At 58.4% G+C, this 24,108-nt stretch carries 13 protein-coding genes; 1 reads left to right on the top strand and 12 read right to left on the bottom strand.

The features are described 5' to 3' along the window. Positions 1–169: 169 nt before the first annotated feature. The 9 genes from H9646_RS10415 to H9646_RS10375 form a co-directional block, all read right to left on the bottom strand. Positions 170–2,260, bottom strand: coding sequence for a hypothetical protein (locus H9646_RS10415; protein ID WP_191723315.1), 2,091 nt, complete (start codon positions 2,258–2,260; stop codon positions 170–172). A gap of 276 nt (positions 2,261–2,536) precedes the next feature. Continuing rightward, on the bottom strand, positions 2,537–4,099 hold the full coding sequence (locus H9646_RS10410; RefSeq protein ID WP_191723314.1) for a methyl-accepting chemotaxis protein: 1,563 nt from the start codon (positions 4,097–4,099) through the stop codon (positions 2,537–2,539). Between the two features lie 207 nt (positions 4,100–4,306). After that, the gene (gene dinB / locus H9646_RS10405; protein ID WP_191723662.1) at positions 4,307–5,509 is read right to left on the bottom strand and encodes a DNA polymerase IV; all 1,203 of its coding nucleotides are present in this window, start codon (positions 5,507–5,509) and stop codon (positions 4,307–4,309) included. A 63-nt stretch (positions 5,510–5,572) separates the two neighbouring features. Next, a complete protein-coding gene (locus H9646_RS10400) occupies positions 5,573–6,505 on the bottom strand; it encodes a DMT family transporter (protein WP_191723313.1) in 933 nt (310 codons plus the stop codon). Between the two features lie 413 nt (positions 6,506–6,918). Continuing rightward, positions 6,919–7,959: a YidB family protein gene (locus H9646_RS10395; protein ID WP_191723312.1), complete on the bottom strand. Its 1,041-nt coding sequence runs from the start codon at positions 7,957–7,959 to the stop codon at positions 6,919–6,921. A 165-nt stretch (positions 7,960–8,124) separates the two neighbouring features. Next, complete coding sequence (locus H9646_RS10390) at positions 8,125–9,303, bottom strand: alpha-hydroxy acid oxidase (RefSeq protein ID WP_191723311.1); 1,179 nt, start codon at positions 9,301–9,303, stop codon at positions 8,125–8,127. A gap of 116 nt (positions 9,304–9,419) precedes the next feature. Next, entirely contained in the window at positions 9,420–11,324 is a 1,905-nt protein-coding gene (locus tag H9646_RS10385) for a bifunctional diguanylate cyclase/phosphodiesterase (RefSeq protein WP_191723310.1), read from the bottom strand. Positions 11,325–11,381: 57 nt separating this feature from the next. Next, the gene (pbpC, locus tag H9646_RS10380) at positions 11,382–13,571 is read right to left on the bottom strand and encodes a penicillin-binding protein 1C (RefSeq protein ID WP_191723309.1); all 2,190 of its coding nucleotides are present in this window, start codon (positions 13,569–13,571) and stop codon (positions 11,382–11,384) included. A gap of 31 nt (positions 13,572–13,602) precedes the next feature. Next, entirely contained in the window at positions 13,603–14,487 is an 885-nt protein-coding gene (locus H9646_RS10375) for an endonuclease/exonuclease/phosphatase family protein (RefSeq protein WP_191723308.1), read from the bottom strand. 142 nt (positions 14,488–14,629) lie between these two features. Here H9646_RS10375 and tenA point away from each other — a divergent pair, with 142 nt between their 5' ends. Beyond that, the gene (gene tenA, locus H9646_RS10370) at positions 14,630–15,304 is read left to right on the top strand and encodes a thiaminase II (RefSeq protein WP_191723307.1); all 675 of its coding nucleotides are present in this window, start codon (positions 14,630–14,632) and stop codon (positions 15,302–15,304) included. A gap of 127 nt (positions 15,305–15,431) precedes the next feature. Here tenA and H9646_RS10365 read toward each other — a convergent pair whose 3' ends face one another. From H9646_RS10365 to H9646_RS10355, 3 genes are all read right to left on the bottom strand, one after another. Further along, a complete protein-coding gene (locus tag H9646_RS10365; RefSeq protein WP_191723306.1) occupies positions 15,432–17,492 on the bottom strand; it encodes a BCCT family transporter in 2,061 nt (686 codons plus the stop codon). Between the two features lie 193 nt (positions 17,493–17,685). Continuing rightward, positions 17,686–17,988: a YciI-like protein gene (locus H9646_RS10360; RefSeq protein ID WP_191723305.1), complete on the bottom strand. Its 303-nt coding sequence runs from the start codon at positions 17,986–17,988 to the stop codon at positions 17,686–17,688. Positions 17,989–18,073: 85 nt separating this feature from the next. Further along, complete coding sequence (locus H9646_RS10355) at positions 18,074–23,974, bottom strand: alpha-2-macroglobulin family protein (RefSeq protein ID WP_225214124.1); 5,901 nt, start codon at positions 23,972–23,974, stop codon at positions 18,074–18,076. Positions 23,975–24,108: the final 134 nt, after the last annotated feature.

The following is a 24,108-nucleotide window of genomic DNA, read 5'->3' as shown; positions in this document are numbered from 1 at the left end:
GCTGCTCCTGCCAAGAAGGCTGCTGCTCCTGCTGCAGAAACCACGGCACCTGTGGCCAAGACTGTTTTGGCACCGCAAGCTGCATGGCCCTTCCCTACAGGCAACAAGCCATAAGCCTTGCGCAAGGCTGCGCCATAAAAAAACCGGCCCTCTTGAGAGCCGGTTTTTTTTAGGGCCGCTGCTGCGGCACAGGTTTGTCCCAGGGCCAGTCATCACGCAAGGCCATTGCATCCACGTAGACCGCATCTTGCTTGCGCACCCACAAGCCGACCGGGCTTTGCTTGAGCACGTCCAGTTGCGCACTCTCCCAGCGCATTGGTGCAATGATTTGCTGCGCCGTTTGCACAGGTGCACCTTCCTCTGAACCTGGCACTGCCACATCTGTCCACTGCACCCCTTGCTGCGCATCCCAGCCCTGCAGTACCGGCATATAAGCGCGCAGCTCCAGCGTCCAGAGCTCATGCTTGTGCGGACGCAACCAATGCAGCTTCCAATGGTGTGCTTCGTCATTTTGGCCACGGGCCAGCCACTCCAGCACCAGCCAGCCATCACCCGCATGGTGCGGGCAGATACTCGGCCCAACGCCGCACAGCACAGCACCTGACTGTGTCACCAGCACGCCTTCGCAGCGCGGTGCCTTGGGGTTCCAGTAGTTATTCATGCTGTTGTGCAGCCCGCCCCACCACCACAGACCATCATGCGATGGTGCATGGCGCCACACATAGTCGCCGTCAGCGCATGGGTGCTGAATTTGCTGCACCTCCCGCCAGCGTGGCTTCAACTGCCAAACACCTTGTGCATTCACTGCGACATCCCGCCACTCATAGGCAGGGGTCCAGCCATTTTTGGTCAAGTTGGTTTCATCGGCCACCTGCAAAGGCCAGCGCCACAGGCCCGTGCTGGCCAAGTTGCTGTTGTCAGGCCCGCACCCTACGACCACCAGCAACTGTGCATGCCCGCTCACTACGTGGGGGCGCATGCGCAGCACTGGAAACGTCATCTCAATGGCATTGAGTTGCTTGCCATCCCACACCCAGGGAACAGGCCTGCCACCTTTGAGTGGCGACTCTCCCCAGGGGCACAACAAAGCCCACTGACCATCAACCAGCACATGCTCCAGCTCCCACAGTCCGGGCAACTGATGCTCACCCCACTGCACAGAATAAGCAGCGGTTGCTCCCAGCTCATCCTTGGCCTCATGCACCAGAGTCCACAGCAAAGGCTGGCCTGCAACGGCCTCGCTCTGGGCAACCCAGCGAGAAGGATTGTGCAAGTCGCGACGCCATTGGAATTGGCGCACCGGAATTTTCTTAAGCATGGGTCGTCCATCTGCCCGGTGCTTGGAGACCGCATACAACTCACTCATCACACAGCTGAGGCTACGGCCATCGTGCAGACGCTCCAGCTCTGGTGTGTCCATTTCCATGCGCTGCAGCAGCTCAACATCATCCCAGCTCAAAGCGGGCAAAGCTGCAGAAGCATCTTCAGGGGAGTACAGCGCTACCGACCAGGGCTTGCGGTCTTCTGGCAGCCATGCTGACCATTGCTGGCCACCAAAAGTCAGGCTCCAGACACCCAGTCGCACACTCGGTTTGCGTGAAGTGTCGTTGGAGGGGTAGCCATAGCAGGCAAATGCCTGCCCATCTGGACGCCACACAAACGGACTTTTTCCATCAACGATCCAGGAGTGCGGCTCTCCATTGAGCTGCAATTGCCAGTGTGGCTCCAGCAGCGGCTCCAGCGGGCGCTCCAGCTCACGCAATGATGCAGGCCAATGGCGCTGCGTTGTCACCTGCACCACCGCATTGTCTTGCTGTGGGATGGAAAAAGGGGCCGCTTGCGCTTCTTCTGGGACACAGTCTGCAGGAACCCACAAGTCACACACACCAGCCAGAGGCTGTGCCTTCTGGTTCACATTTTTTGCCAGCCATGCATCAAAAGCCACATCGCTGAGCGCGTTGTGCGCTTCTGCGGCCACACCATTTCCTCCCTGGCTTTCCCCGTTCCAGCGAGGCAGTCGCCAATGCAAGTCGTCGACCAGACCTGCCTCGGCCACGCTGAGTAGCCAGGATCGTCGCGTTTTTCTGTCAAGAAGGCGGGGAATGGAATCACCGTAAGAGCCTGTCCGAATCCAGCGACCATCAAACGAGGTGTGGAAATCTGACTCCCAGACATGCGGCAAATACACCCCATCACTGCACAGCACATCGCCAAAGATAGGCCCCCCCATGCCGCGTTCACCCTGCATGCGAAATTTCACATCGCTATTAATGCTGGGTGAAACCTCAGGCTCCGGCGCTGGCACCACTGCCGCAGTAGCAGTTGCCAAAGAGCGCGCTTTCGATGCTGGAGGTACGATCCGTTTTTTTGGACGATAGCTTCTTATGCCCCACAGCAGCAGCACGATGATCGCCAAAACAATGAACAAGACTTGCATACCTGCATGCTAACCATGCTGCTGGCTTTCACATGCTTAGTTGTTGTACAAATGGTCATAAAAAAAGCAGCTTGTATGCTGCTTTTTTCTTTTCACGCTCTACGACGAGAGATTGAAGAAAGATACGGAGCGCTGTAAACGCTGTGCATTGGTATGCAGTGACTGGGCGGAACCCGTGGACTGCTCAGACATGGCTGCATTCTGTTGTGTCATCGTATCCAGGGATGCCACAGCCTCATTGACGAGCGAAATCCCTTGCGATTGTTCGCGCGTAGCCAGGCTGATTTGCTGCACCAAGCTGCTTACTCGCTCTACGGCCTGCACCATGCCATCAATGGTTTTTCCAGCCGCCTGCATCCGGGCATTGCCTTCATCAATGCCGTCTACCGTATTGTTAATCAACCCCCCGATTTCTTTGGCGGCCGTTGCGCTGCGTTGTGCCAGCGCCCGTACTTCTGCAGCTACCACGGCAAAGCCACGGCCTTGCTCGCCGGCGCGGGCCGCTTCTACCGCCGCATTCAAGGCCAGCAAGTTGGTCTGAAAGGCAATGCTTTCAATCACGCCAATGATTTCGCGCATGCGGGTTGAAGACTGGCGAATGTGCTCCATGGCTTCACCCACCTCCTCAATTGCATGGCCACTGTGGCTGACGATAGCCTTGGTTTGCTGGCTTTCCTGCTCCATTTGCTGGGCTGTTTCCGCCGTCTGCAGCACGGTGCTTGCAATTTCCTCCATGGAGGCTGCCGTTTGCTGCAGGCTTGAAGCCTGAGACTCCGTGCGTCTGGCCAAATCGAGACTGCCATGCGCGATTTCTTTTGACATGACGTTGAAGCCACGCACCTCCGTCAGTACATCGCCTACCACGGCGCGTAAATTGATCTGTATTTGCTGCAAGCGCGCCATCAACGTACCGACTGCGCCCGAATAATTGTGCTGGCAGGATTGCGACAGGTTGCAACTGGCCATCTGCGCCGCCCATGCGTTGGCTTTTTCAATGCCTTGTACGCAACGTGAATTAAAGCGCCACACCACCCAGGCACCGCCCGTCACCAGCGCAGCCAGGCGCGCGCCACCAGCCAGCAGCCCCTGCCAGCCCAGTACATCAGGCAGCATGACGACCACCGCCATGATGACCATCATGGCCACCATGCGCGCCAGCAGCCCCATATCGCTGCGCTGTGCCCACAGGCCACGCCAGCCCAGATATCGAACTTCACCAGCTCGCAGACGTATCGTCTCTTGACCCCGCTGCACCTCTTCATTCATGCGGGCATACAGGGTTTGCGCCGTTTGTATTTCTTGCGTGCTGGGCTTTGTCCGCACTGACAAGTAGCCCGTTGGCTTGTCACCATCCATGATGGGGGTGACATTGGCGCGCACCCAATAGTGGTCACCATTTTTTCGGCGATTTTTGACGATGCCCGTCCACGGGTAGCCATGTGCAATCGTGCGCCACATGTCTTTGAATGCTGCCGCTGGCATATCCGGGTGGCGAATCAGATTGTGCGGCTGCCTCATCAACTCTTCGTAGGCATAGCCACTGGCTCGCAAAAATGCGGGGTTGCAATGGGTGATCTCACCTTTGGCATTGGTCACGGAGACCAGCAATTCATCGTTCGGGAAATCGTAATTATTTTGGGTAACGGGGAGGTTGACTCGCACGCATATCTCCAGCTGGCAACCCCTTGAAGCAAGCACACTTCAAGGTAAACCACCCATCATGGCACAGTCAGCTTGCATTTGCTGACAATTAGACTCCCCATGCCTTCTCCAATGCCACTAATTTTTCTAACGGCATCTCTGCCCTGGAGGTACACCTTCTTTGAAGAAGAAGGCCAAAACGGCTTGGCGACGGCCAGCCGGTGCAAATCAGTCAAACAACGGCAACGATAGCGGGTCTCCCTTGCCGGTAGATTTGCGCGGCAGCACTGGCACAGCGCCTTCGGCTTGCTGGGTGCTTGCATCCCAGTGCACCAGACAGCCCACACGCACGCCCAGCAAACGAATGCTCTGCTCCAGCGGCACACGCTTGAGGCATTGGCCTGCAACGCGGCGAATCGTGCCTGCATCCTGTGTGAAAGCGTCTACCGTGATCTCGCGTGTCACGCTTTTGAAATTGGCATACCGCAGCTTGATGCCTATCGTTCGCCCCGCATACCCCTTGCGTTGCAGGTCTTGCGCGACGCGTTCGCACAGTCGCGTGAAGATGGCACCCAGTTGCACCTTGTCGTGGCCCGCGTGCAAGTCGCTGTCAAAGGTGGTCTCGCGGCTCATGCTCACGGGCTCACTCTCGGTCACTACAGCACGATCGTCCTGTCCATGGGATGCAGCATGCAGCCAGGCACCGTACGATTTGCCAAAGTGCTGCATCAGCCACGGCAGACTTTTAGCCGCCAGCTCTCCGATGGTGACAATCCCCAGCCCTTGCAGCTTGGCTCCTGCCTTGGGGCCAATGCCATTGATCTTGCGACACGACAACGGCCAGATCTGATGCTCCACATCCTGCGGCATCACGATAGAAATACCTTGGGGCTTGTTGAACTCGCTGGCCATCTTGGCCAGCAATTTATTGGGAGCGACGCCCACAGAGCAAGTCAGCCCGGTCTTTTCAAAAATGCGCTGCTGAATGCTGGCTGCCAGCACACGGCCACCTTCATGCTGGCCGTCTGGTACCAGCGTAAAGTCGATATACACCTCATCCACGCCCCGGTCTTCCATGAGCGGGGCCATCTCCAAAATAACGTCTTTGAACGTGCGTGAGTACTGGCGATAGCGCACGAAATCGATAGGCAACAAGATTGCCTGAGGGCACAGTCTCGCCGCCTTCATCATGCCCATGGCAGAGCCCACCCCAAACTGCCGAGCCGGGTAAGTGGCGGTAGTGATCACGCCCCGCCCCACATAGCGGGCCAAGCGCGGAAAAGCCTCTACAGGAATGGCATCCAGCGACCCCCACTGCGCGATCAACTGCGCCTCATGCTCTGGCGTGTGGCGGCTGCCACCAATGACCACTGGCAACCCCTTGAGCTGCGGATAGCGCAGCAATTCCACCGATGCAAAAAATGCATCCATGTCCAGATGGGCGATACGGCGGGGTAAGTCAGCGGCGGTCACCCCGCTATTGTGAAAGAAGCTTTACAGCCCTTGCAGACAAATCAGCACTAAACCCAGCACCATCAACGCCATCCCCAGCTTTTCGGCAGTATTCAAGTTTTCGCTGAGGATACGGCGTGAGACCAGATAGCTGAACACCACCTCCACCATACCTAAGGTGCGCACCGCCGCAGCACTTTGCATGGCATAGGCAGAAAACCAGGCCAGGGATGCAGCAGCACCCATCGATCCCGCCAGCAGCGACACACGCCATGCACGAAAAATGGGCAAGATGCCCTGCGGCGTCTTGAAGGCCACCCATGCACCCAGAAAAATACTTTGCAGGGTTTGCGCAATCAGTACACCCCAGCCACCGGACAGCCATGGCGACTGGGCATTGAGCGCCAGTGCAGCGCCCCGGAAACCAATGACTGCCACCGCAAAACACGCTCCGCAAATCAAACCGTAGAGCGCCGATTTGCTGAGCCACGCCTGCAGGGACAACAGTTGTCCTCGTGGTGGCAAGGACAGCAGCAGCACACCCACGGTTGCAATCACCATGGCCGCCAGCGCCAAGGCCGTGGGCAGCTCTTGCAGGAACAGCGCACCAAAAAGCGCCACCTGCAAGATCTCGGTTTTCGACAGCGTCACCGCCACCGCAAAGTTGCGCTCTTTCATCGCCAGCAGCAGGGCCGCTGTCGCGGCCACTTGAAAGAAAGCTCCCAGACTGATCCAGCCAGCGTAAGCCAGACTGAAATTAGGCATAGCTGGTGCCTGCTCTGGCAGCACATACAGCAGCCACAGAAAAACAGCAGCGAAAGGCAGGCCGTACAGAAAACGTACCAAGGTGGCAGAGAGTGTGCCCAGTTGCTGGGTCAACGAACGCTGAGCAGTATTGCGCACGGTTTGTGCCACCGCTGCAAACAGCGTAACGGGCACCCACAACCAGGCAAATTCTTGAAGAAACAACGGCATAAAACAAAAAAGCAAATAGACCAGCACAACCGCTGTGCGGGCAGCATAGCCAATGCTTAGGGACTGCGCGCCGCACATTGGCGAGGATGGCCGCGCCAGTCAGAGATGTGTACGCCTAAGCGGATAAAAAATAAAAAAATAGCATCTATCGAAGCAACCACCTGTATTTCAATATCAAAGTATATTGAAATGCTTTATTTACAAGCGTTACACGCTCCTAAATTAAACAACCAACATCACAGCCTGCAAGCCACTGGCTTGTGGCGAAGTCAAGCTACATCAACAGGCTCAGGGCCAGCGCCAAAGCACGCCAGGGCAAAACTGCGTACGTATCGGGGTGGTCCTTGTCCATGCAAAAGTGCCAGACAGCCCGGACTGCCTGGCACTTTTTTTGAAGGATCAGAAGTGTTTTCTTAACGGCGCAACACCACGTCAACCCTGCGCGATGCGGCATTGCTTGCACCAGCATCCGTAGTCTCTGCCGGTTTCTCCAGCACCGCACGATCGGCAGAAACGCCCGCCGCCTCCAGTGCCGCTTTTACTGATTCAGCACGCTGCTTGGACAGCTGCGCATTCCTGGCAGGATCACCCGTCGGGTCGTTAAAGCCAGAGATCACCGCCGTCACATCAGCGTTGGCTTTGAGAAAATCCACCAGAGGCTTGGACTTTTCTGCAAAAGCGGGGGCAACATCGGTTTTTCCCGTATCAAAAAACACATGCAAAGCGGGCATGCCGTTGTGCATGTTGTCCATCACCCCCGCACCATCTGGGGCCGCAAGGTCTGCGGACAGCACTGGAGCACTGCCGCTTTCCGGGGCCGGTGTTGCAGGTAATGCAGTCACCGCAGGGGCAGGCTCAACAGGCATGGGCTTGGTTTCAGCCATGGGCGTGACCGGCGCAGGATCTTTGGTTTTGCTGCAATAGCTCACCCCAAAAATCACAATCAGTGCACCCAGCACCCAAGGCCACCACTTTCCAACGCCGGCGCTGCCGGAGGAAACACTGCTTACCGAGCCGCTCGTGGTTGCCGCAGCCCCTTGCGCCAGCAAAGTTTTGCCTTCCTGCACGAAAGGAGAGAACTCTGCGGGAAGTGTGGCGGGGATAGTGCCGTCCGGCGTCATGCGAGCTACAAGCAAAGGCAAAATGCCAGCGACTGCTGCGCTGACTTTGTCGTATGGCAGCCCCAAGAGCGAAGCCGCCTGACCGAGCAGTCCACGGCTGGACCCCATAACCGTTTCAACCTGGGCCGTTGTCGGTATTTCTGGCAGAGCCTTGTTGTCCACCCATGTATTGACCATACCGCCCCACCCGGCCTTGCGAAACTTATCCAGAAAGCCCGCAAGACCGCCTGTGGCCGGATTGCTGATGTAGGCCACCAGCATTTGCACCAGTGAGCGCCCTTGGTCAGCCAAACCCCAACGCGCACTGATCTCACGAATCAAGGTATCCAGCATGTGTTTACTCCTTTGCACTGCGCCACAACATCCATCCAAAGATGGATGGAGACATAGCGCTATTTAGGAGTAAACCCCGCCCTGACCCTGTAGGACGTGCCCGCCCAAGCTTGGCAATTTCTACTCTCTTACAAAGCTATACAAGCAGGCGCAGCCCCCACCCGATTACGCCAGGGCAAACGGCCGGGGATAAGTGCCTGGCAGGAGAATTTCTTTGCCCACACGGTTGATATCGGTATGGCCACAAAAGGCCATGGTGATATCCAGCTCTTTTTGAATAATCTGCAGCGCTTTGGTCACGCCTTCCTGGCCAAAAGCGCCCAGCCCATACAGAAAACTGCGGCCAATCAGGGTGCCTTGTGCACCCAGTGCGCGGGCTTTGAGCACATCCTGACCACTGCGGATGCCGCCATCCATCCACACTTCAATGTCTTTGCCAGCCGCCTCCACTATGCTGGGCAGCGCTTCAATGGAAGACGGGGCGCCATCCAGCTGGCGACCACCGTGGTTGCTGACAATCAGCGCATCGGCGCCACTTTGTGCTGCCAGACGGGCATCTTCAGCGTCCATAACGCCTTTGAGAATCAGCTTGCCACCCCAGCGTTTTTTGATCCACTCCACATCGCTCCAGTTCAAAGAAGGATCGAACTGGTCGGCCGTCCATGACGACAGCGAAGACATATCTGCCACGCCATCGACGTGCCCTACGATGTTGCCAAAGCTGCGGCGCTTGGTGCCAAGCATGCCCAGGCACCAGCGGGGTTTGGTGGCTAAATTGATCATGTTCGCCAAAGTGGGCTTGGGCGGCGTGGACAAACCGTTTTTGATGTCCTTGTGGCGCTGTCCCAAAATCTGCAAATCCAGCGTCAGCTGCAGCGCCGAGCAATTCGCGGCCTTGGCCCGATCAATCAGGCGTTCCATGAAACCCTTGTCGCGCATGACGTACAGCTGAAACCAGAAGGGATGGCGATCGGTTTCCTGCGCAATATCTTCCAGCGAGCAAATGCTCATGGTCGACAGCGTGAATGGAATACCAAAAGCCTTGGCCGCTTTCGCAGCGAGGATTTCTCCGTCTGCATGCTGCATGCCCGTTAGCCCGGTGGGAGCAATAGCCACAGGCATGGCGACGTCCTGCCCCACCATGGTGCTGCGCGTGCTGCGGCCTTCCATATTGACCGCTACACGTTGGCGCAACTTGATTTTCTGGAATTCTTCTTCGTTGGCGCGGTACGTACCCTGGGTGTATGAACCCGAGTCGGCATAGTCATAAAACATGCGCGGCACACGGCGCTTGGCAATGATGCGCAGGTCTTCGATACAGGTAATTTTGGACAGATCAGCCACAGTTCAGCCCTCAGTCATTCAGGAACAGCGCATATCGTAGTGCGCGCAGCAGGCCTGCTGCGTGAATGAATTTTGTGGGCGCTTGAAATTTGAAGCGATCGCCGCTGCTTTATGCCCTAGACCACATCCTCGGGCACCTCAGCGCACACCAGCAGCGAAGCCTCTGCCTGTGGCTGGTACAGCCGAATTTGGTGGCGCCCGGCTTTTTTTGCGGCGTACATGGCTGCATCGGCGCAATGCAGCAGCGCATCCCACTGCACGGCATGCACCGGATACAAAGCCACGCCACCACTGGCGTGCAGCACGTAATCCTTGCCGTCCCATGTGAAAGGCAGAGCGCACGCCTGCTGAATTTTTTGTGCAATCCCCATGAGATGGGCTTCAGAGGTGAGCGCTGGCAACAGCACCACGAACTCGTCGCCACCGAGGCGGCACACCGTATCACTTTCGCGAACACAGGCCTGCAAAGCCTTGGCTGCATGCACCAGCGCTGCATCACCAGCGTGGTGACCCAGACTGTCATTGATTTGCTTGAATCTATCCAGGTCCAAATACACCACTGCCAGCATGTCGCCCGTGCGCTTGCTTTGCGCAATGGCCTGCAATGCGCGGTCCTGCAGCAGCAGCCGATTGGGCAAGCCCGTGAGTACATCGTGAAAAGCCAGTCGCTGCATGCGCGCTTCGCGTGCTGCAGTAACGGTCACATCTCTCAACACGGCAACGGCACCCAGCACCACCCCATCGGCAGATATGACCGGGCTGGCAGATTCTTCCATCTCCACCCGCTCTCCGTTGAAACGGTGGGTCACTGTCGTACGAGCGCGCTCGATGGCTTGTCCACTTTCCAGCGCCAGCCGCAGTGGAGACGCCTGGACATAGCCCCCAGTGGCATCACGCAAGACATGCATGATCTCCACCGGCTGGTGCCTGGCATCGTCCATGGTCCATCCCGTCAGCTCCTTGGCCACAGGGTTCAGGTACGTAATCCGGCCTTGTGCATCAGTGCAGATCACCGCATCGCTGATGGATTGCAGCGTCAAGCGCATGCGCTCTTTTTCTGTAAAGAGATCCGCTTCCATCGACTCTCTGCGTGCAAGCTCGCGGGTAAACATAATGGCCAAGCCCAGGCAGCTGAGCATCAGCAACAGTGCAAATGCCCCCAATTGCCATGCATTGCGCGCCCAGCCGTGCAACATCGCTTGCGTAGACTGCGCCACGTTCACCAAAAGCGGGTAGTGCCCAACCTTGTTGTGCGTATACAGCCGCTGCACCCCGTCAATCACTGCGGTCCCCACGAAGTTGCCCTGCGGTGTTGCCAGAAAGTGGGCCAGGTTCTGAGAACCCGCAAGGCTTTGCAGGCTCTGCATTTCTTGGTATGGAAAACGCGTAAGCACCAGGCCATCATCGCGGATGACATTCACGCCGCTGTGCTGTCCCAGGTTCATGGTGGAAAGCCATGCGTTGATGTCCTGCATGCGCAGCGTACCCACCACCACGCCTGTTAACAGTCCATATTTACCGCGTACTGCCCGTGCAACGGGCAAGACGTACTCGCCCATCAACAACTCTTTGGTCGGCCGTCCAATAAAAACACCGTGGTGTGAGTCGGTACGAAATGCCTGAAAAAAGTCATGCGCCAAGAACTGCTTACCCACACTCTGTACGCCTTGAGCACGGTGAACAATGCGCCCCTGGTTATCCAGCACCAGCAAGTTGCTGTTGTTGATGTCTCGCCACAGGGCATCCAGCAAAGCCTGGTTGGGTGTGGTGTCCTCGCCATTTTCCAGCACCTGTGTCTCACGCAGGGCAATGGCGGTTTTTTGCAGCGACAGATCAACGGCATCCAGCGACCACTCCAGCCCCTTGGCCAGGGTACTGCTGAGGTTGGTATTGGTACGCAGCTGGTAGTCCCAATGCTCCTTGCGCATGGACCACATCGTATGAACGAACAGCGCACCAATCCCCAGCGAGACAATCAACGCCAACCAAGCAATGCGGTGTGAAAAGAAACGATAGATCATGGGCCTAGGCATGTCCGTTTATTGTATGAAGGCCGTCAGCCCATGTTTGGCCATAGATCAAGACCCTCGCTGGGCGGGCTTTACCGCTGCACCACGCACTTCCAGTGCGGCCTCATCGAGCAGCTGGCCTTTCATATCGCGCAACTGCAGCACATGCCTTCCCGGCCATGGCTGCCACTGCACCTGACGGCCTTGTCCCAGCAGTGTCCCTGCCATGTACCAGCGCACGTCGCTGCGGTTGGCTGTGAGCTGCAGCTTCTGGCGCTGCGGTGGAATATCAGGATCCAATGCCAAGATGGTTCCATGGGTTGGCGACTCAATGCGCGCTTTGGCTGAGACAGCATCGGCGGTTTTGATCGACGCAGGCTCATGGAACTGCGCTTGCTGTGTGCCCGCCATGAACCACTCCAGACGGGCGGGCTCCAGAGTGTGCCCTGGCGTGGTGGCGAGAAAATCTACTTTCTGCTGCACCAGGCCCGGCGCTACAGCCGGAGCACGACTTGGCGTGCGTGCGTTCAGTCCCACCATGATGTCGGCCCAGATAGGGGCTGCCCCGCTGCTGCCACTGACACTGTGCATGGCTTGACCCGACGCATTGCCCACCCACACACCCACGGTATAGCGCTGTGACCAGCCAACGGCCCAGTTGTCTCGCATGTCTTTGCTGGTTCCCGTCTTGACTGCCGTCCAAAACCGTGTGCCCAGCACGCTATCCAGACCAAACGTGGTGGAGCGCGCCTGTGCGTCCGACAAGATATCTCCCACGATAAAAGCGGCCTGTGGCGAGAGCACTTGAACAAACTCTGCGCGGCCTTTTGGAGAACGCACACTGGCAGCGACGGCAGAGAAACGCCCACCATTGGCCAGCGCACGGTAAGCGTTGGTCAAATGCAGCAAAGGCACCTCTGCGCTGCCCAGCGCCAGGCTGTAGCCGTAATAGCCTGCGCCCTCACGCAAAGGCATGCCCAGCTGGCGCAGCTGGTGGAAAAATGCATCGGGCGTCACCATGACCAAAGTGCGCACCGCAGGCACATTCAAGGATGCAGCCAATGCCATGCGCACCGACACCCAGCCTTTAAACCTTCGGTCATAGTTTTGCGGGATATACAGGCCTGACGCCGTCGCGATCTGGGCAGAAGAGTCATTCAGCAATGAGGCTGCCGTCAGCCGCCGCTCATCCAGTGCCTGCGCATACAGGAAAGGCTTGAGTGTGGAGCCAGGCTGCCGCCAGGCCAATACGCCATCCACTTCGCTGGCCTGACTCAGCGTTCCGGAAGACCCCACCCACGCCAGCACTTCACCACTTTCGTTGTCCAGCACCACGGCCGCACCATCCTCAACGTTGCGGCCCTGCAACTCACGCAGGTGGCGCTGCAGGCTTTCAACGGCCAGGCGCTGTACTGGGGCGCTGATGGTTGTCTTGATGCCTTTGGCAGGAATGGCTGCATCCGGGTTACGAGCATTCCAGACGCGCTGCGCCCAATGCGGGGCAATCCCTTCACTGGCCGGCCATAAACGCGCGCGCAAGCTTTGCTCCGTGCGCCACTGCACCGCCGTGCAATCTGCGCCCGAGGGCTGCATTTGCGACTGCACCAGTTCTTGCCAGACACCACAGGCCCGCTGCGCCACCACCGAAACGCTGGCATTGGGCCCACGCACCAAAGCCGCAGCAATTGATGACTCCACCTCATCCAAGCCATGTGCGGCCTTGCCAAACAATGTCCGGCTTAACGCATCAATCCCGACCAGCTCTCCACGAAAAGGCAGCAAATTGAGGTAGGCCTCCAAAATCTGGTCTTTTCGCCAGCGGCGCTCCAGCTGTGTCGCCGCCAGCGCCTGCCCCAGTTTTTGCCCTACTCCACGGCCGCTGTTGCTGGCGCGCCAGTCTTCATCCAGCAAGCCGGCAAGCTGCATGGTGATCGTGCTGGCACCCCGGGTTTTACTGTTCCACAGGTTGCCCCATGCAGCAGCAGAAACGGCCCGCCAGTCCACGCCGCTATGGGCGTAAAACCGCTGGTCCTCGCTGACCAGCAATGCCAGGCGCAAAGCAGGAGATACATCACGCAACGCCACCCATTGCCCCCGGCGCACTTGCTTATCGGTGCGCAGGCGCTGCAAGACTTCGCCCTCGCGCGAAAGAACATGCGTCTCTGAGGATGAATAGCTACTGCGAACTTCCTGGTGCGAGGGCAAGGACCAGGCCACCATCGGCAGACAAAAAGCAGTGACCAGTAAGAAGGTGCGCATAACGATGGCTATTCGAAGAATTCGCTCTAATTTAAACGCCAATCACTGCACGCACGGGCTGATGATCTGACGCCTGCGTCTTTTCATCCACCTCCAAGCTGCGCACTTGACTGCGCAAGCTGTCACTGACCCACACGAAATCACAGGCCACTGGTTCAGGGCCAAATTGCCGATCAAACACTTTGAAGGTATCGGGCCGTCGCGCCCCAGGGTGCAGCAAGTTCCACACATCACTCCAGCCAGCGCCCACCATGCGCTCAGGCCAGCCCGCTTGCACGCACTCCATTGCCGTGGCTGGTGATCCCAAGAGGTCATATTCGGCGCTGTGCACTTCAAAATTGAAGTCTCCGCACAGCACGGCATGTGCTGTATGTGGCTTGCTTTGAAAAGGCGAGCCGTCTTGCGCCTGCTGAGGCGGGCACAACGCTTGAGAAAGGGCCTGCAGATGCATCTGCCGCAAATGCTGCGTCTGCGCGATACGCTGCCTGCTTGAGTAGTATTCCAGATGGGTCGTCATGACACGCACAGGGCCCAGGTGGGGGTCTTGCACCGTCACGACGGTACACATGCGCGGCATGGTGCGTACTTGCCCCTGCGCAGGGTAAGGCAGTGGGTGGTGCTGCACCTGCAACACAGGCAGGCGCGAGGCGATCAAATTACCGAACTGCTGCATGCCTGCTGCCGTCCATTCATGCACTGCTGCACCAAACAAAAGGGTCCAGCCCGGCAACAAAGACTGCAGCTGTGCCAGCTGGTCTTGAGGGTGCCCATTCAATTGGGGGTAGTTGATGGCAATTTCTTGCAGGCAAAGCACATCGCATTCACCCATTGCTTCAATGGTTTGCACAATACGCTCGGGGCTGACGACTCCGTCCAGGCCACAGCACCACTGTGTATTCCAGGTCACCAAGTGCATACCAAACTCTCTGACTCTCTAAAAGCAGTGTTATACCGACCATGTCCGTGCATTTTGACGGGGCTATCAGAATGACTGCTGCATGGCAGTGGCAGAAGCCCTCGAAAGCTTGTACGAAATTTTGTTAACTTTTTCAGCATCCATGAATCAACCTACCTCTTTTTGTGACCAGGCCTGGCAAAACAACCTCGCTTTATTCAACGCAACGCTGGAGCTGCCCTTTAACCAGGCGCTGGCCAACGGCACATTGCCCCGCGAAGTGTTTCAGCATTACATGATTCAAGACGCGCACTATCTGGTTGCTTTTGGCCGCGCCTTGGCGATTGCCGCAGGCAAGGCCGATGATGCACAAGGCTTGGTGCAATTTGCAGCAGCGGCGCAAGAAGCGGTGGTGGCTGAGCGCGAGCTGCACCATGGCTTTATGCACGAATATGCCATCAGCCCTGAGCAGTTCCAGAGCACCCCGCTGTCGCCCGCCTGCCACCATTACTGCCATTTTCTGCAATCCGTGGCATGGGGCCGCTCATACCCTGTGGCTCTGGCGGCGCTGCTGCCATGTTTTTGGATTTATGCAGAGGTTGGCCGCGACACTCTGGCCAAGGCTGCCCCCCATCACCCTTACCAAAGCTGGATTGACACGTACGCGGGCGAAGATTTCCATGCCCATGTGCGCGCCGTTCGCCACACGGTGGATGCGGTGGCCGCGCAAGCCGATGCCAAGACCATTGCAGACATGCACGCCGCCTACACCGATGCCGCGCGCCTGGAATGGATGTTCTGGGACAGCGCTTACCAGCTGAAAACCTGGCCTTGCTAAACGCAGCAAACACCACCCAGTAAATATTTGATTGGCCTTGGCAACAAGGGACGAAGCCACAGGCAATACAGGCGTGCAGGCGTACGGCAACGCCAGCCAACGACGATCCAGGGTGGTGTTAACGAGCCTAAGCGCCTTCGGCATGCCCCGGCGCACGATTGAGCAGCACTGTGCGCTGGTCTGCACTGACGGACAGATAACGCTCGTAGTTGCGCAATATGTCGGCAATCAGCTCCTCATGGCGCAGATATTGAATGTCATAGCCTTCTCGGCCATCGGCAAAGAAGGTGATGGGCTCCACCACATGCCGGCGCGTGCTTTCCTTTTCATCGGCCACTTCTGACAGCATGAAACCCGGCAGCTTGCGCTTGATGGGACGTACGCCATAGACAAAGTCACGCAGCTCGGGCGTAGGTATCACCAGACGCACAGTGCCCGTCTCTGCACCGGCCTCTTGCTCACTGTAGTCCTGCACCTGTGCCTGTATGCCCTGGCGCTGCATTTCTGCGGCCACATCACGCATGGCAGGCAACACGGTTTTTTGCAAAAACCGTTTCACATCGCTTGCCGTTGGCTGGTGCACGATCTGCTCCAGCCGCTTTCGCCAATGCTGGCCAGTCCAGAAGCTGGTGGCAGGTGACAAGTCTTGCCGTGCGTGCGTGACGTCGGCCTTCATCCCTCGCCACAGGCCTATGCACAGCACCGCCATGATGGCAGCCACTGGCATGGCCGCCACCAGCGTCATCGCCTGCAGGGCCTTCAGGCCGCCAGCTAAAAGCAGCACGACAGCCGTCACACCAAGCACTGCAGCCCAAAACAGACGCTGCCACACCGGCGAGCGGGGGTCACCGCGCGAAGCAATCGCATCGACCACGTAGGCACCCGAGTCGGCCGAGGTCACAAAGAACAAGGCAATCAATACGATCGCCAGCCATGACACTGCCTTGGCCAGTGGCAGGTATTCAAAGAAACGGAACAGCAACGCGTCCACATTGCCTGCAGATTGCGCCAAAGCGCCTTGGGCCACATGGGTGTCAATCCAGATTGCACCATTGCCAAAGGCCGTCATCCACAGCAGGTTGAAAGCGGTAGGTATCAGCAGCACACCCACAATGAATTCACGCACCGTGCGCCCGCGCGATATGCGGGCAATGAACATGCCCACAAATGGTGACCATGAAATCCACCACGCCCAGTAAAGAATGGTCCAGCCACCAAACCAGGCCGGATCTTGTGCCGGCTGGTATGCAAACGTGCGCAACGACAGGCTCACCAGACCAGACAGGTAGTTACCCACGTTCTCACTGAACGCCTGCAGCAAGAAAACCGTGGGGCCAAAGAACAGCACAAAGCCCAGCAAAACGAACGTGAGGATGAGGTTCACCTCTGACAGGCGGCGCACGCCTTTGTCCAGACCTGATGCGGCAGAAAGCCCCGCCAGACTGACGACCACCACAATCAAGCCCACGCGGAATGTATCTGTGCTGGTATCCCAGCCCGTAACAATGTTCAGGCCCGCTGCCAGTTGCAAAGCGCCATAGCCCAGCGTGGTGGCCAGACCGGCAATCGTGCCAACCAGTGCAAAGGTGTCTACGCCATGCCCGATGGGCCCATTGATGCGCTGCTGCAGCAAGGGGTACAGGCCCGAACGCATGGTCAGCGGCAGGTTGTAGCGAAAACCAAAATACGCCAGCACCAGCCCCATCACGCCATAGATGGCCCACGCATGCAGACCCCAGTGAAAGAACGTAGAGGTCAGCGCCTCGCGTGCGGCCTCTGGTGTACCCGCAAGCTGCGTGGGCGGGCTGAGGTAATGCTGCAGTGGCTCGCCCACACCAAAGTACATCAGGCCAATACCCATGCCAGCGGCAAAGAGCATGGCCGTCCATGACAGAAAACTGAACTCCGGTTTGGCATCGTCAGGCCCCAGGCGGATATCGCCATAGCGGCTGCAAGCCAGCAAGATCAGGAACACCAGAAACATCGTGACGATGACGGTGTAAAACCAGTCAAAGTGACCCACCACCCATGACTGCGCGCTGGAAAAAATCCGGTCCGCCAGATCCGGGAAAGCGCCACACAACACCAGCAGTGCACCCAGCACTAGCAGAGCAGGTACCACCACAGGTGCGGAGAAAGTCGTTTTAGGCGCCGCGGCTGCGCCAGATTCATTTACTGGATGGGCCATGATCTTCGTTCTGTGGAGTTTGTGTTTCAGCGCGAGTATGCAGAGCATCGCCCGCCCCGGGCGTCAGACAAAACACGCAGCCTGCTGACTTTGAATATAAAAATAGCATTCAACGCTTACCCCACATCGGTTTCAGATAGATAACTATCTTAAATCGTTGCACAGCAAGCGCTGATAGCTACTATTTTAAAAACTATTGCGGATGCACGGGTGTGCTCGCTTCTTTACCCACCACCGTCGCCCACGGCTGAACGGTGTGGCTGCGCACCAGCCCATGCACGACATAGGGATCTGCCTGCACAAACTGCTCGACCGTGTGGGCGCTGTCACAGCTAAAAACCAGCACGGCGCTGCTGGGGGGATCACCCGCCGCCCCACCCAGCAACAGCTCACCACGCGCCTGTGCAGCCCATGCGTGGCGCAAGTGTTCATTGCGAAACAGGTTACGCCGCACCAGGTAATCGTCGGTGTATTGGTAAGTCAGCAAATAGTGCATAAGGTCTTTCTGGCCCAAGGTTGAGCGACGGACTGTCTATTTCATGGCGCTGCAAGGCAGGTCACGCAATAGACAAACACGCCGCTCAGGGCTGCGCCACCTTCCAGCGTGCGTTGGGCAGCTCGCCAAACATCTCTGGTGCATACAGCGCTTCAGCCCGTGTGGGTGGCAGGGCAAAGTCACCGGCATTGTTCAAACGCACGGTGTATTCCACCACCGACACACCCTTGGGCAGGTAGTCCCAATACACCCGGTAGCTGTCCTGGCCACGCTCCACAAATGCAGGCCACGCGCCTTCGCTCGCTTGGCCTTGACCTTGCTGCGCAACTTCAGAGTCACGCCCCAGACCACTGCCCAAGATGGTGGCACCTGCGGGAATGGGATCGCTCAGCGCCACCCATGTCATGTCGGCGCTGGCATTGACCTCCAGGCGCACGCGCACCACATCACCACGCCGCCAGTTCTGGGCATTGGCCCCTTGCACAGCGCTGACCGTCTTTTTCAGCACATAGCCGGCATTCATAGGCTGGGTGCGTGGCACAGCGGCAATGGATTGCAAAGCCACCCACGGTTTGCCGGTGCCACGGTGCTGCACGCTCAGCTGCCCCATGCGGCGTTCGCCCCAAGGCAGGAACATGGTGCGGTCTGGCAAATTTTCCACCGATGCAGCGCTGCCCGCAGGCAAGGCTGCGGTGACGGCTGCTGGCGCAGGCGGCACATTCCAGTGCACGGTTTGCGTGGCAGTACCCAGCAGCGCCGTGGTGTTGCCGGTGACTTCTTCGCGCTCAAAGCGCTGCGAAAACTCACGCAGCGCCAAGCCCGCCCACGTATTGGCCGTGGTTGTTCCCCACGAACCCAGTTTCTGGCGTGCCAGCAAACCCGTGACCAGACGAACGCGCTCCGCATCCCAGGCACTGTCACCCATGGTGGTCAGCAGCAAGCGCGCCACGTTCACATCAGCGCTTTGCATCAGCCACCACCACTGGTCCTGCGCATCGGTGCTAAAGCCCACTTGAGAGCCTTGATAGGACAGGCGTGTTTTCAGCACTTGCTGCGCCTCTTCCATGCGCTGGTCATGCGCAGGCACTTGCGGCATTTGCTGCAAGATGCTGAGCCAGTCAATCACTGCATGCGTTGGCCAGTCTTGCGGGGCCAGGCTGATGCTTTGCAGCATGGCCGGGCGTGCCTTGCCACTGCGTGCCAAGGCCGCAATGGCAGCGAGCTTGCGTACATCCAGATCCTTGCGCGGGCTCCAGTGCTGGCGTTCGATACGGCCTTCGACAAAGGCAATCAAACCAGACTCCATTCGGGCCTTTTCAGACGCTGGCAATTGCAGGCGCTTGTCTACCGATTGCAGGCTGTGGTTCACCGCCAGCAGATGCGCAGTCAGGCTGTCACTGCCTTGCGCACGGCGACCGTCTTGCGGAGGGAAATACATGGCCAGACCATCGTCGTCCAGGTACGTGGGCAACTGCGCCATCGTGCGCTGCCACAGTTGCACATCGTTCAGTCCAATGGCTTTGCCTACGGTTTGTTCCAGGCATGCATACGGGTAAGCCGCCCACCAGTCTCGCAGACCGGGTGCGCCGTTCTCGCTGTCTGCCAGCTTGTCGCTGAACGTCAGGCGCAGTCCGCCTTTTCCGGGAATCGCGTTCTCAGGCCAGCTCAAGGCCTGCTCCCAGTGGCTCTCAATTTGCTGCACCGTGGCCTGTTGCACAGCCAGCGGCACTGCGGGCAACAAGCGCTGGCTCACGGCCAACTCGTCTTGGGCACCCGTCTTGGTGTCCTGGGCATGTATCTGCCAATGCCATTGACCTTGCGCCGCCTGCATCAAGCTGGCGGGCACGGTCACGTCCCAGGTCACTTCACGCGCTTCCTGTGCCGGTACTTGCACAGTCTGCGCGGCCAGTTCTGCGCCCGATACCTTGGGCTGCAACTTGACCTGCATGGGCTGATCGGTAGTGTTACGCACTGTGAGCATGGCGCGGAACTTGTCGCCCTCGCGCACCACGGGTGGCAAGCCACTGATCAGTTGCAAATCCTGGCTGGTGCGGATGTCCACACTGCCTGTGCCAAAGCGCTGCACACCGTCATCGGCCACTGCCACGATGGTAAAGCTGGTCAATGCATCGTTGAGCGGCACCTCCAGTACCGCCTGGCCCTGGGCATCGAGCTGCAGCTTGGGTTGCCAAAGCAGCAAGGTATCCAGCAGCTCGCGCGTGGGTGCACCCTGGCCACCGCCGCCGCCCGGCGCAGCTGCTTTGCGCCCGTAATGGCGCCGTCCCACCACTTCCATCTGGGCCGTGGCGGTATCTACCGCCCAGCTGCGGCGCTGCCACATGGCGGCGCGCAAATCCCAGCTTGCGTTGGCAGACAGCTCCAGCAAAGCCTTGTCCACTGCCGCCACAGCCACTTCAGCATGTGCGGCAGGTTTGCCATTTTGCAGCGTTGCGCGGATGGTGATTCTGGCTTTGTCTCGAATCTGGTAGCTGGACTTGTCAGCCTGCACCGCCACGTTCAGTTGCTGCGATCGGTCTTGCACTTGCAGCTCTGCAACACCCAGGCGGAATGCAGGCTTGCTCAAGTCCACCATGGCTGTCGGGGCGACATATTCCTTGCCGCCGTACCAAAACGAATTCCACCACTGGCGAGGCGCTTTGTAGCCCCATGTGAAAAAGCTGTACCAGGGCACTTCGTACAAACGGCCACGCAGGGCCAGCACGGTGACATAGACATTCGGCCCCCAGCCTGCTTGCACAGGCAGCTCAATGGTTGGGTCTTTGCCCTCCAGCTGCACCACCTGGGTGTGCAGCACGCCTTCGCGCTCCACGCTGACCAAGGCAGTCGCCTCGCGAAAGGGCATGCGCACTTGCAGCTTGGCCGTCTCACCCGGTGCGTAGCTGGTCTTTTCCGCCAGGACATCCATGCGGTCGTGGTCCTGTCCACCAAACCACAGCTCACCTTGTCCTGTCACCCAGACAGTGTCTGCCGCACGCGCCGTGTGGCCCTGCTTGTCTTGGGCAGAAGCAATCAGCTCGACCTCGCCCGCCTCTACGACCTGCACTTCACAGAGCAGCAAGCCGCGTGCATCACTTTTACCGCTGCACACTTCTCCCAGATCTTTGCTGTTGCGCTGGTTGTCATAACTGTAGAAACCACCCACCAAGCGCTTGCGTGTGGTGGTGGTGGTGTGCTGCACGGCTTGCACCTTCAGCGGGACACCCGCCTGCGGATTGCCCTGTGCATCTACAGCCACCGCCTGCAGGCGCATCTTGCGTCCGACAGACATCCAGCCTTCCGTACGGATCCCTGCCAGCACAGCTGCAGGCCACAGCGTTTGCGTACTGCGCAAACTTTGAATTTCACCGTTGGGATCTGCAAAGCTGGCCTCCAGCACCAGACTCTGTGGCGCAGTGACCGGTGGCAGTGCGGGCAGCTTGACCTGGCCCTGACCTTGTTTATCCAAAGTTAATTTCAGCTTGTCGGCCACCAAACGCGATCCATCACTGCTGACATCCTCGCTCTCGCGATCTGCCTGCTCTTGCGTGCGTGGCGCGCTAAAGTTGTAGCCTCTCCAGCGCTCAAAATTAACGCTGTAATCTCGCAGCAAAGCGCTGACCTGAACATCCTGCCCACTGGCAGCACCGCCGTTGATGAAGTTCAAACTCACGGCCACAGGTGGTTCTTTGGGCTGTACCAGTGCGCCCTTATCTACCGGCTGCACACTGCCCTGAAAGACCGGCAGCCTGAATGCCTCGACACGGAACTGCCCAGACTCCATCACACGCTGCCCGCCTTGTGCAGAAGCAGCCCAGCGCAGCTCAACGGTGTACATACCCAGCTTTGCAGCTTCAGGCACTGCAAAACTACTGGTTGCATTGCGGCCCCCATTTTGGGTCGCAGCCCACTGCAGCGCTTGCTTGTATTGCTGCCCGCTGCCTACGTGGGTGATGACCTGCTCTACCGGCCAATCCTGGGGCAATGCCAAACCCTGCACGGTTTGCGTGCGCACAAAGTGCTTCATCGACACCGTCTCGCCAGCCCGCACTAGGTTGCGATCGAAAACGGTGTGTGCTACACGCTCAGGTTGATTGCCCCATGCGGTGGGCACATTAAATCGCCAAGGCTCGATGCCGCGCTGCCAGTCACTCCAGACAAATGCCGTGTCCTCCACGCCTTTGTCACTGTAGCGGGCACTGACAAACCACTGGCCGCTGCCTTCGTGCATATCGCAGCGTGGTGCATCTTTGCCCAAGTCGGGAAGCTGCAGCAAACCCTGTGCATCGGTCTGGCCCGAGTGGTGTGGCCTGCCACGGCAGTCAGAAACCTGCACTTTGGCACCGGCAACTGGCAGCCCCTTGTCCAACGAGGTCACCCAGACTGCAGAGCCTTCGCGCCCCAGCTTCAGGTGAACCGCCAAATTAGTGACCAGAGCAGATGTACGAACAAACATGCTGCGCGGAGCACCCAAACGCTCATCGAGCAAAGCCGCGCCCAAAAGAGGCGACTCCACTTCCAGCACATGGAAACCGGGTTGCGGCAAAGGAATGCCGACCACTTCAAACGGACGGGGGTCCCCGTCCTTGGACTTGGGCAAGCTCAATGACTGCACGCCCTGCTGCCCTTGCAGCAAAGACACCGTGCGCGTGGCCAGAGAGTGGCTGTCGTTTTCATCCACAGGGTTGGGCAAGCGTGTCTTCAATTCACGCTGCGCCTGTTTGCGGTTGACCCAGCCGCGGTCATAGCGCTGCACCAGATCCCACCAGCGAATGATGTCGGCGTCGTTGACCAGCCGCAAATTTCGCACCTGTGCACCAGCGCCACTGGCACGCACATCCATGGCTTCTACTTTGCGCACAGTCACGGGCAGCACAGCCGTGCCCTCATCACCTTCGGCAAAACGCTCCAGCACGCCAAAAGGAGATGCGCCAAACTTCACCAGTGGCGGGGTGTCCCCCATGACCAACGAGAGAGGAAAAGAGCTGGCATTCACCAAAGCCCGCCCCGCGTCATCCTGGAACTTCTCTGGCAACACCAGTTGGTACTTGCCCAAGGGTTCAAACGGTGCAGCAAAGCGCAGTTCGCTGAACGTGTCCTTGGACTCTTTATCCAGAGTTGGCTGTATTTTCTTTCCGTTGAACAGCAGGTGCACCTGCTTGACCTGCGCCTCAGCCACAGGTGCAGAAAAAGACACCACAACGTCACGAATCGGCAGACACCCTGCATTGGCCCGTTCGCGCTGGCACTGCAGCTGTGCCGTGAATGCTTCACGGACATTGAAGTCCAAGGTCTTGGTGTTTTTATTGGCCACACCATTGGCCATCTGCACGCCAGCGCCATAGACCAGCTGCATGCTGCTGCCAGCAGTCAGGCGGCGATTGCACTCCAGCGCCGCATAGTGGCCTTTGCCAGAAAGCTCGAGCGCTTGGGTAATTTTTCGCGTTGCTGCATCGTCCAGCACACGTACAGGAATGCGTTCTCCCACATCCTGGCTGCGGCAGTACACATGCTGCTGCAGGCTCTGCGGTGTCGCCGCGCCATTGAGCTGCAGCACAAAGGTCTGCGCCTCATCCACTGCTTCATAGGTGCTGGGCCAGGTCTGAATGATCGAGGGGCCAGCCACTTCAAACTGATAGCTTGCAGCACCTGCCAGGGCTTCACCCGTGGGCGACTTGAAAGCTTTATCTATCTGCACATTGCAACGTGTTCCAGCGGGCGGGCTTTGTTCAAACTGCCACACCCACTCGCGTGCATCGTTCCATCGGCCCGTACCTTTGCCGGCTTGTTCTGGCAGACACTGCACACGCACCGGATCTGGCGCCTGGGCATTGCCAAAGCGCACCGCATCCGCTGCGGTTTGCACCACCACCTGGCGCACATCACTCACGCTCCCTTTGGGCGTGACTTGGGTAATAGATACCGCATGGGCCGCTCCAGACAGCGATGCCCCCGCGGCCATGAGCCCCCACAACACATTCAAGCGCATCTGCAGCCCCTAATCATTTTTTGTATTGATATGAATATCGCCAAGCCTAGCACTGACAGCACGCATCGTTTCATCAGACATTGGCGCTTTTTTCAGGCAATAAAAAAGCCGCGGCGCAATGGCCTGCGGCTTTG

The organism is Comamonas avium, from assembly GCF_014836675.1.
GTDB lineage: Bacteria > Pseudomonadota > Gammaproteobacteria > Burkholderiales > Burkholderiaceae_C > Comamonas > Comamonas avium.
The sequence above is the reverse complement of the archived record's forward strand: the minus strand, read 5'-3'. Positions and strand labels throughout refer to the sequence as shown.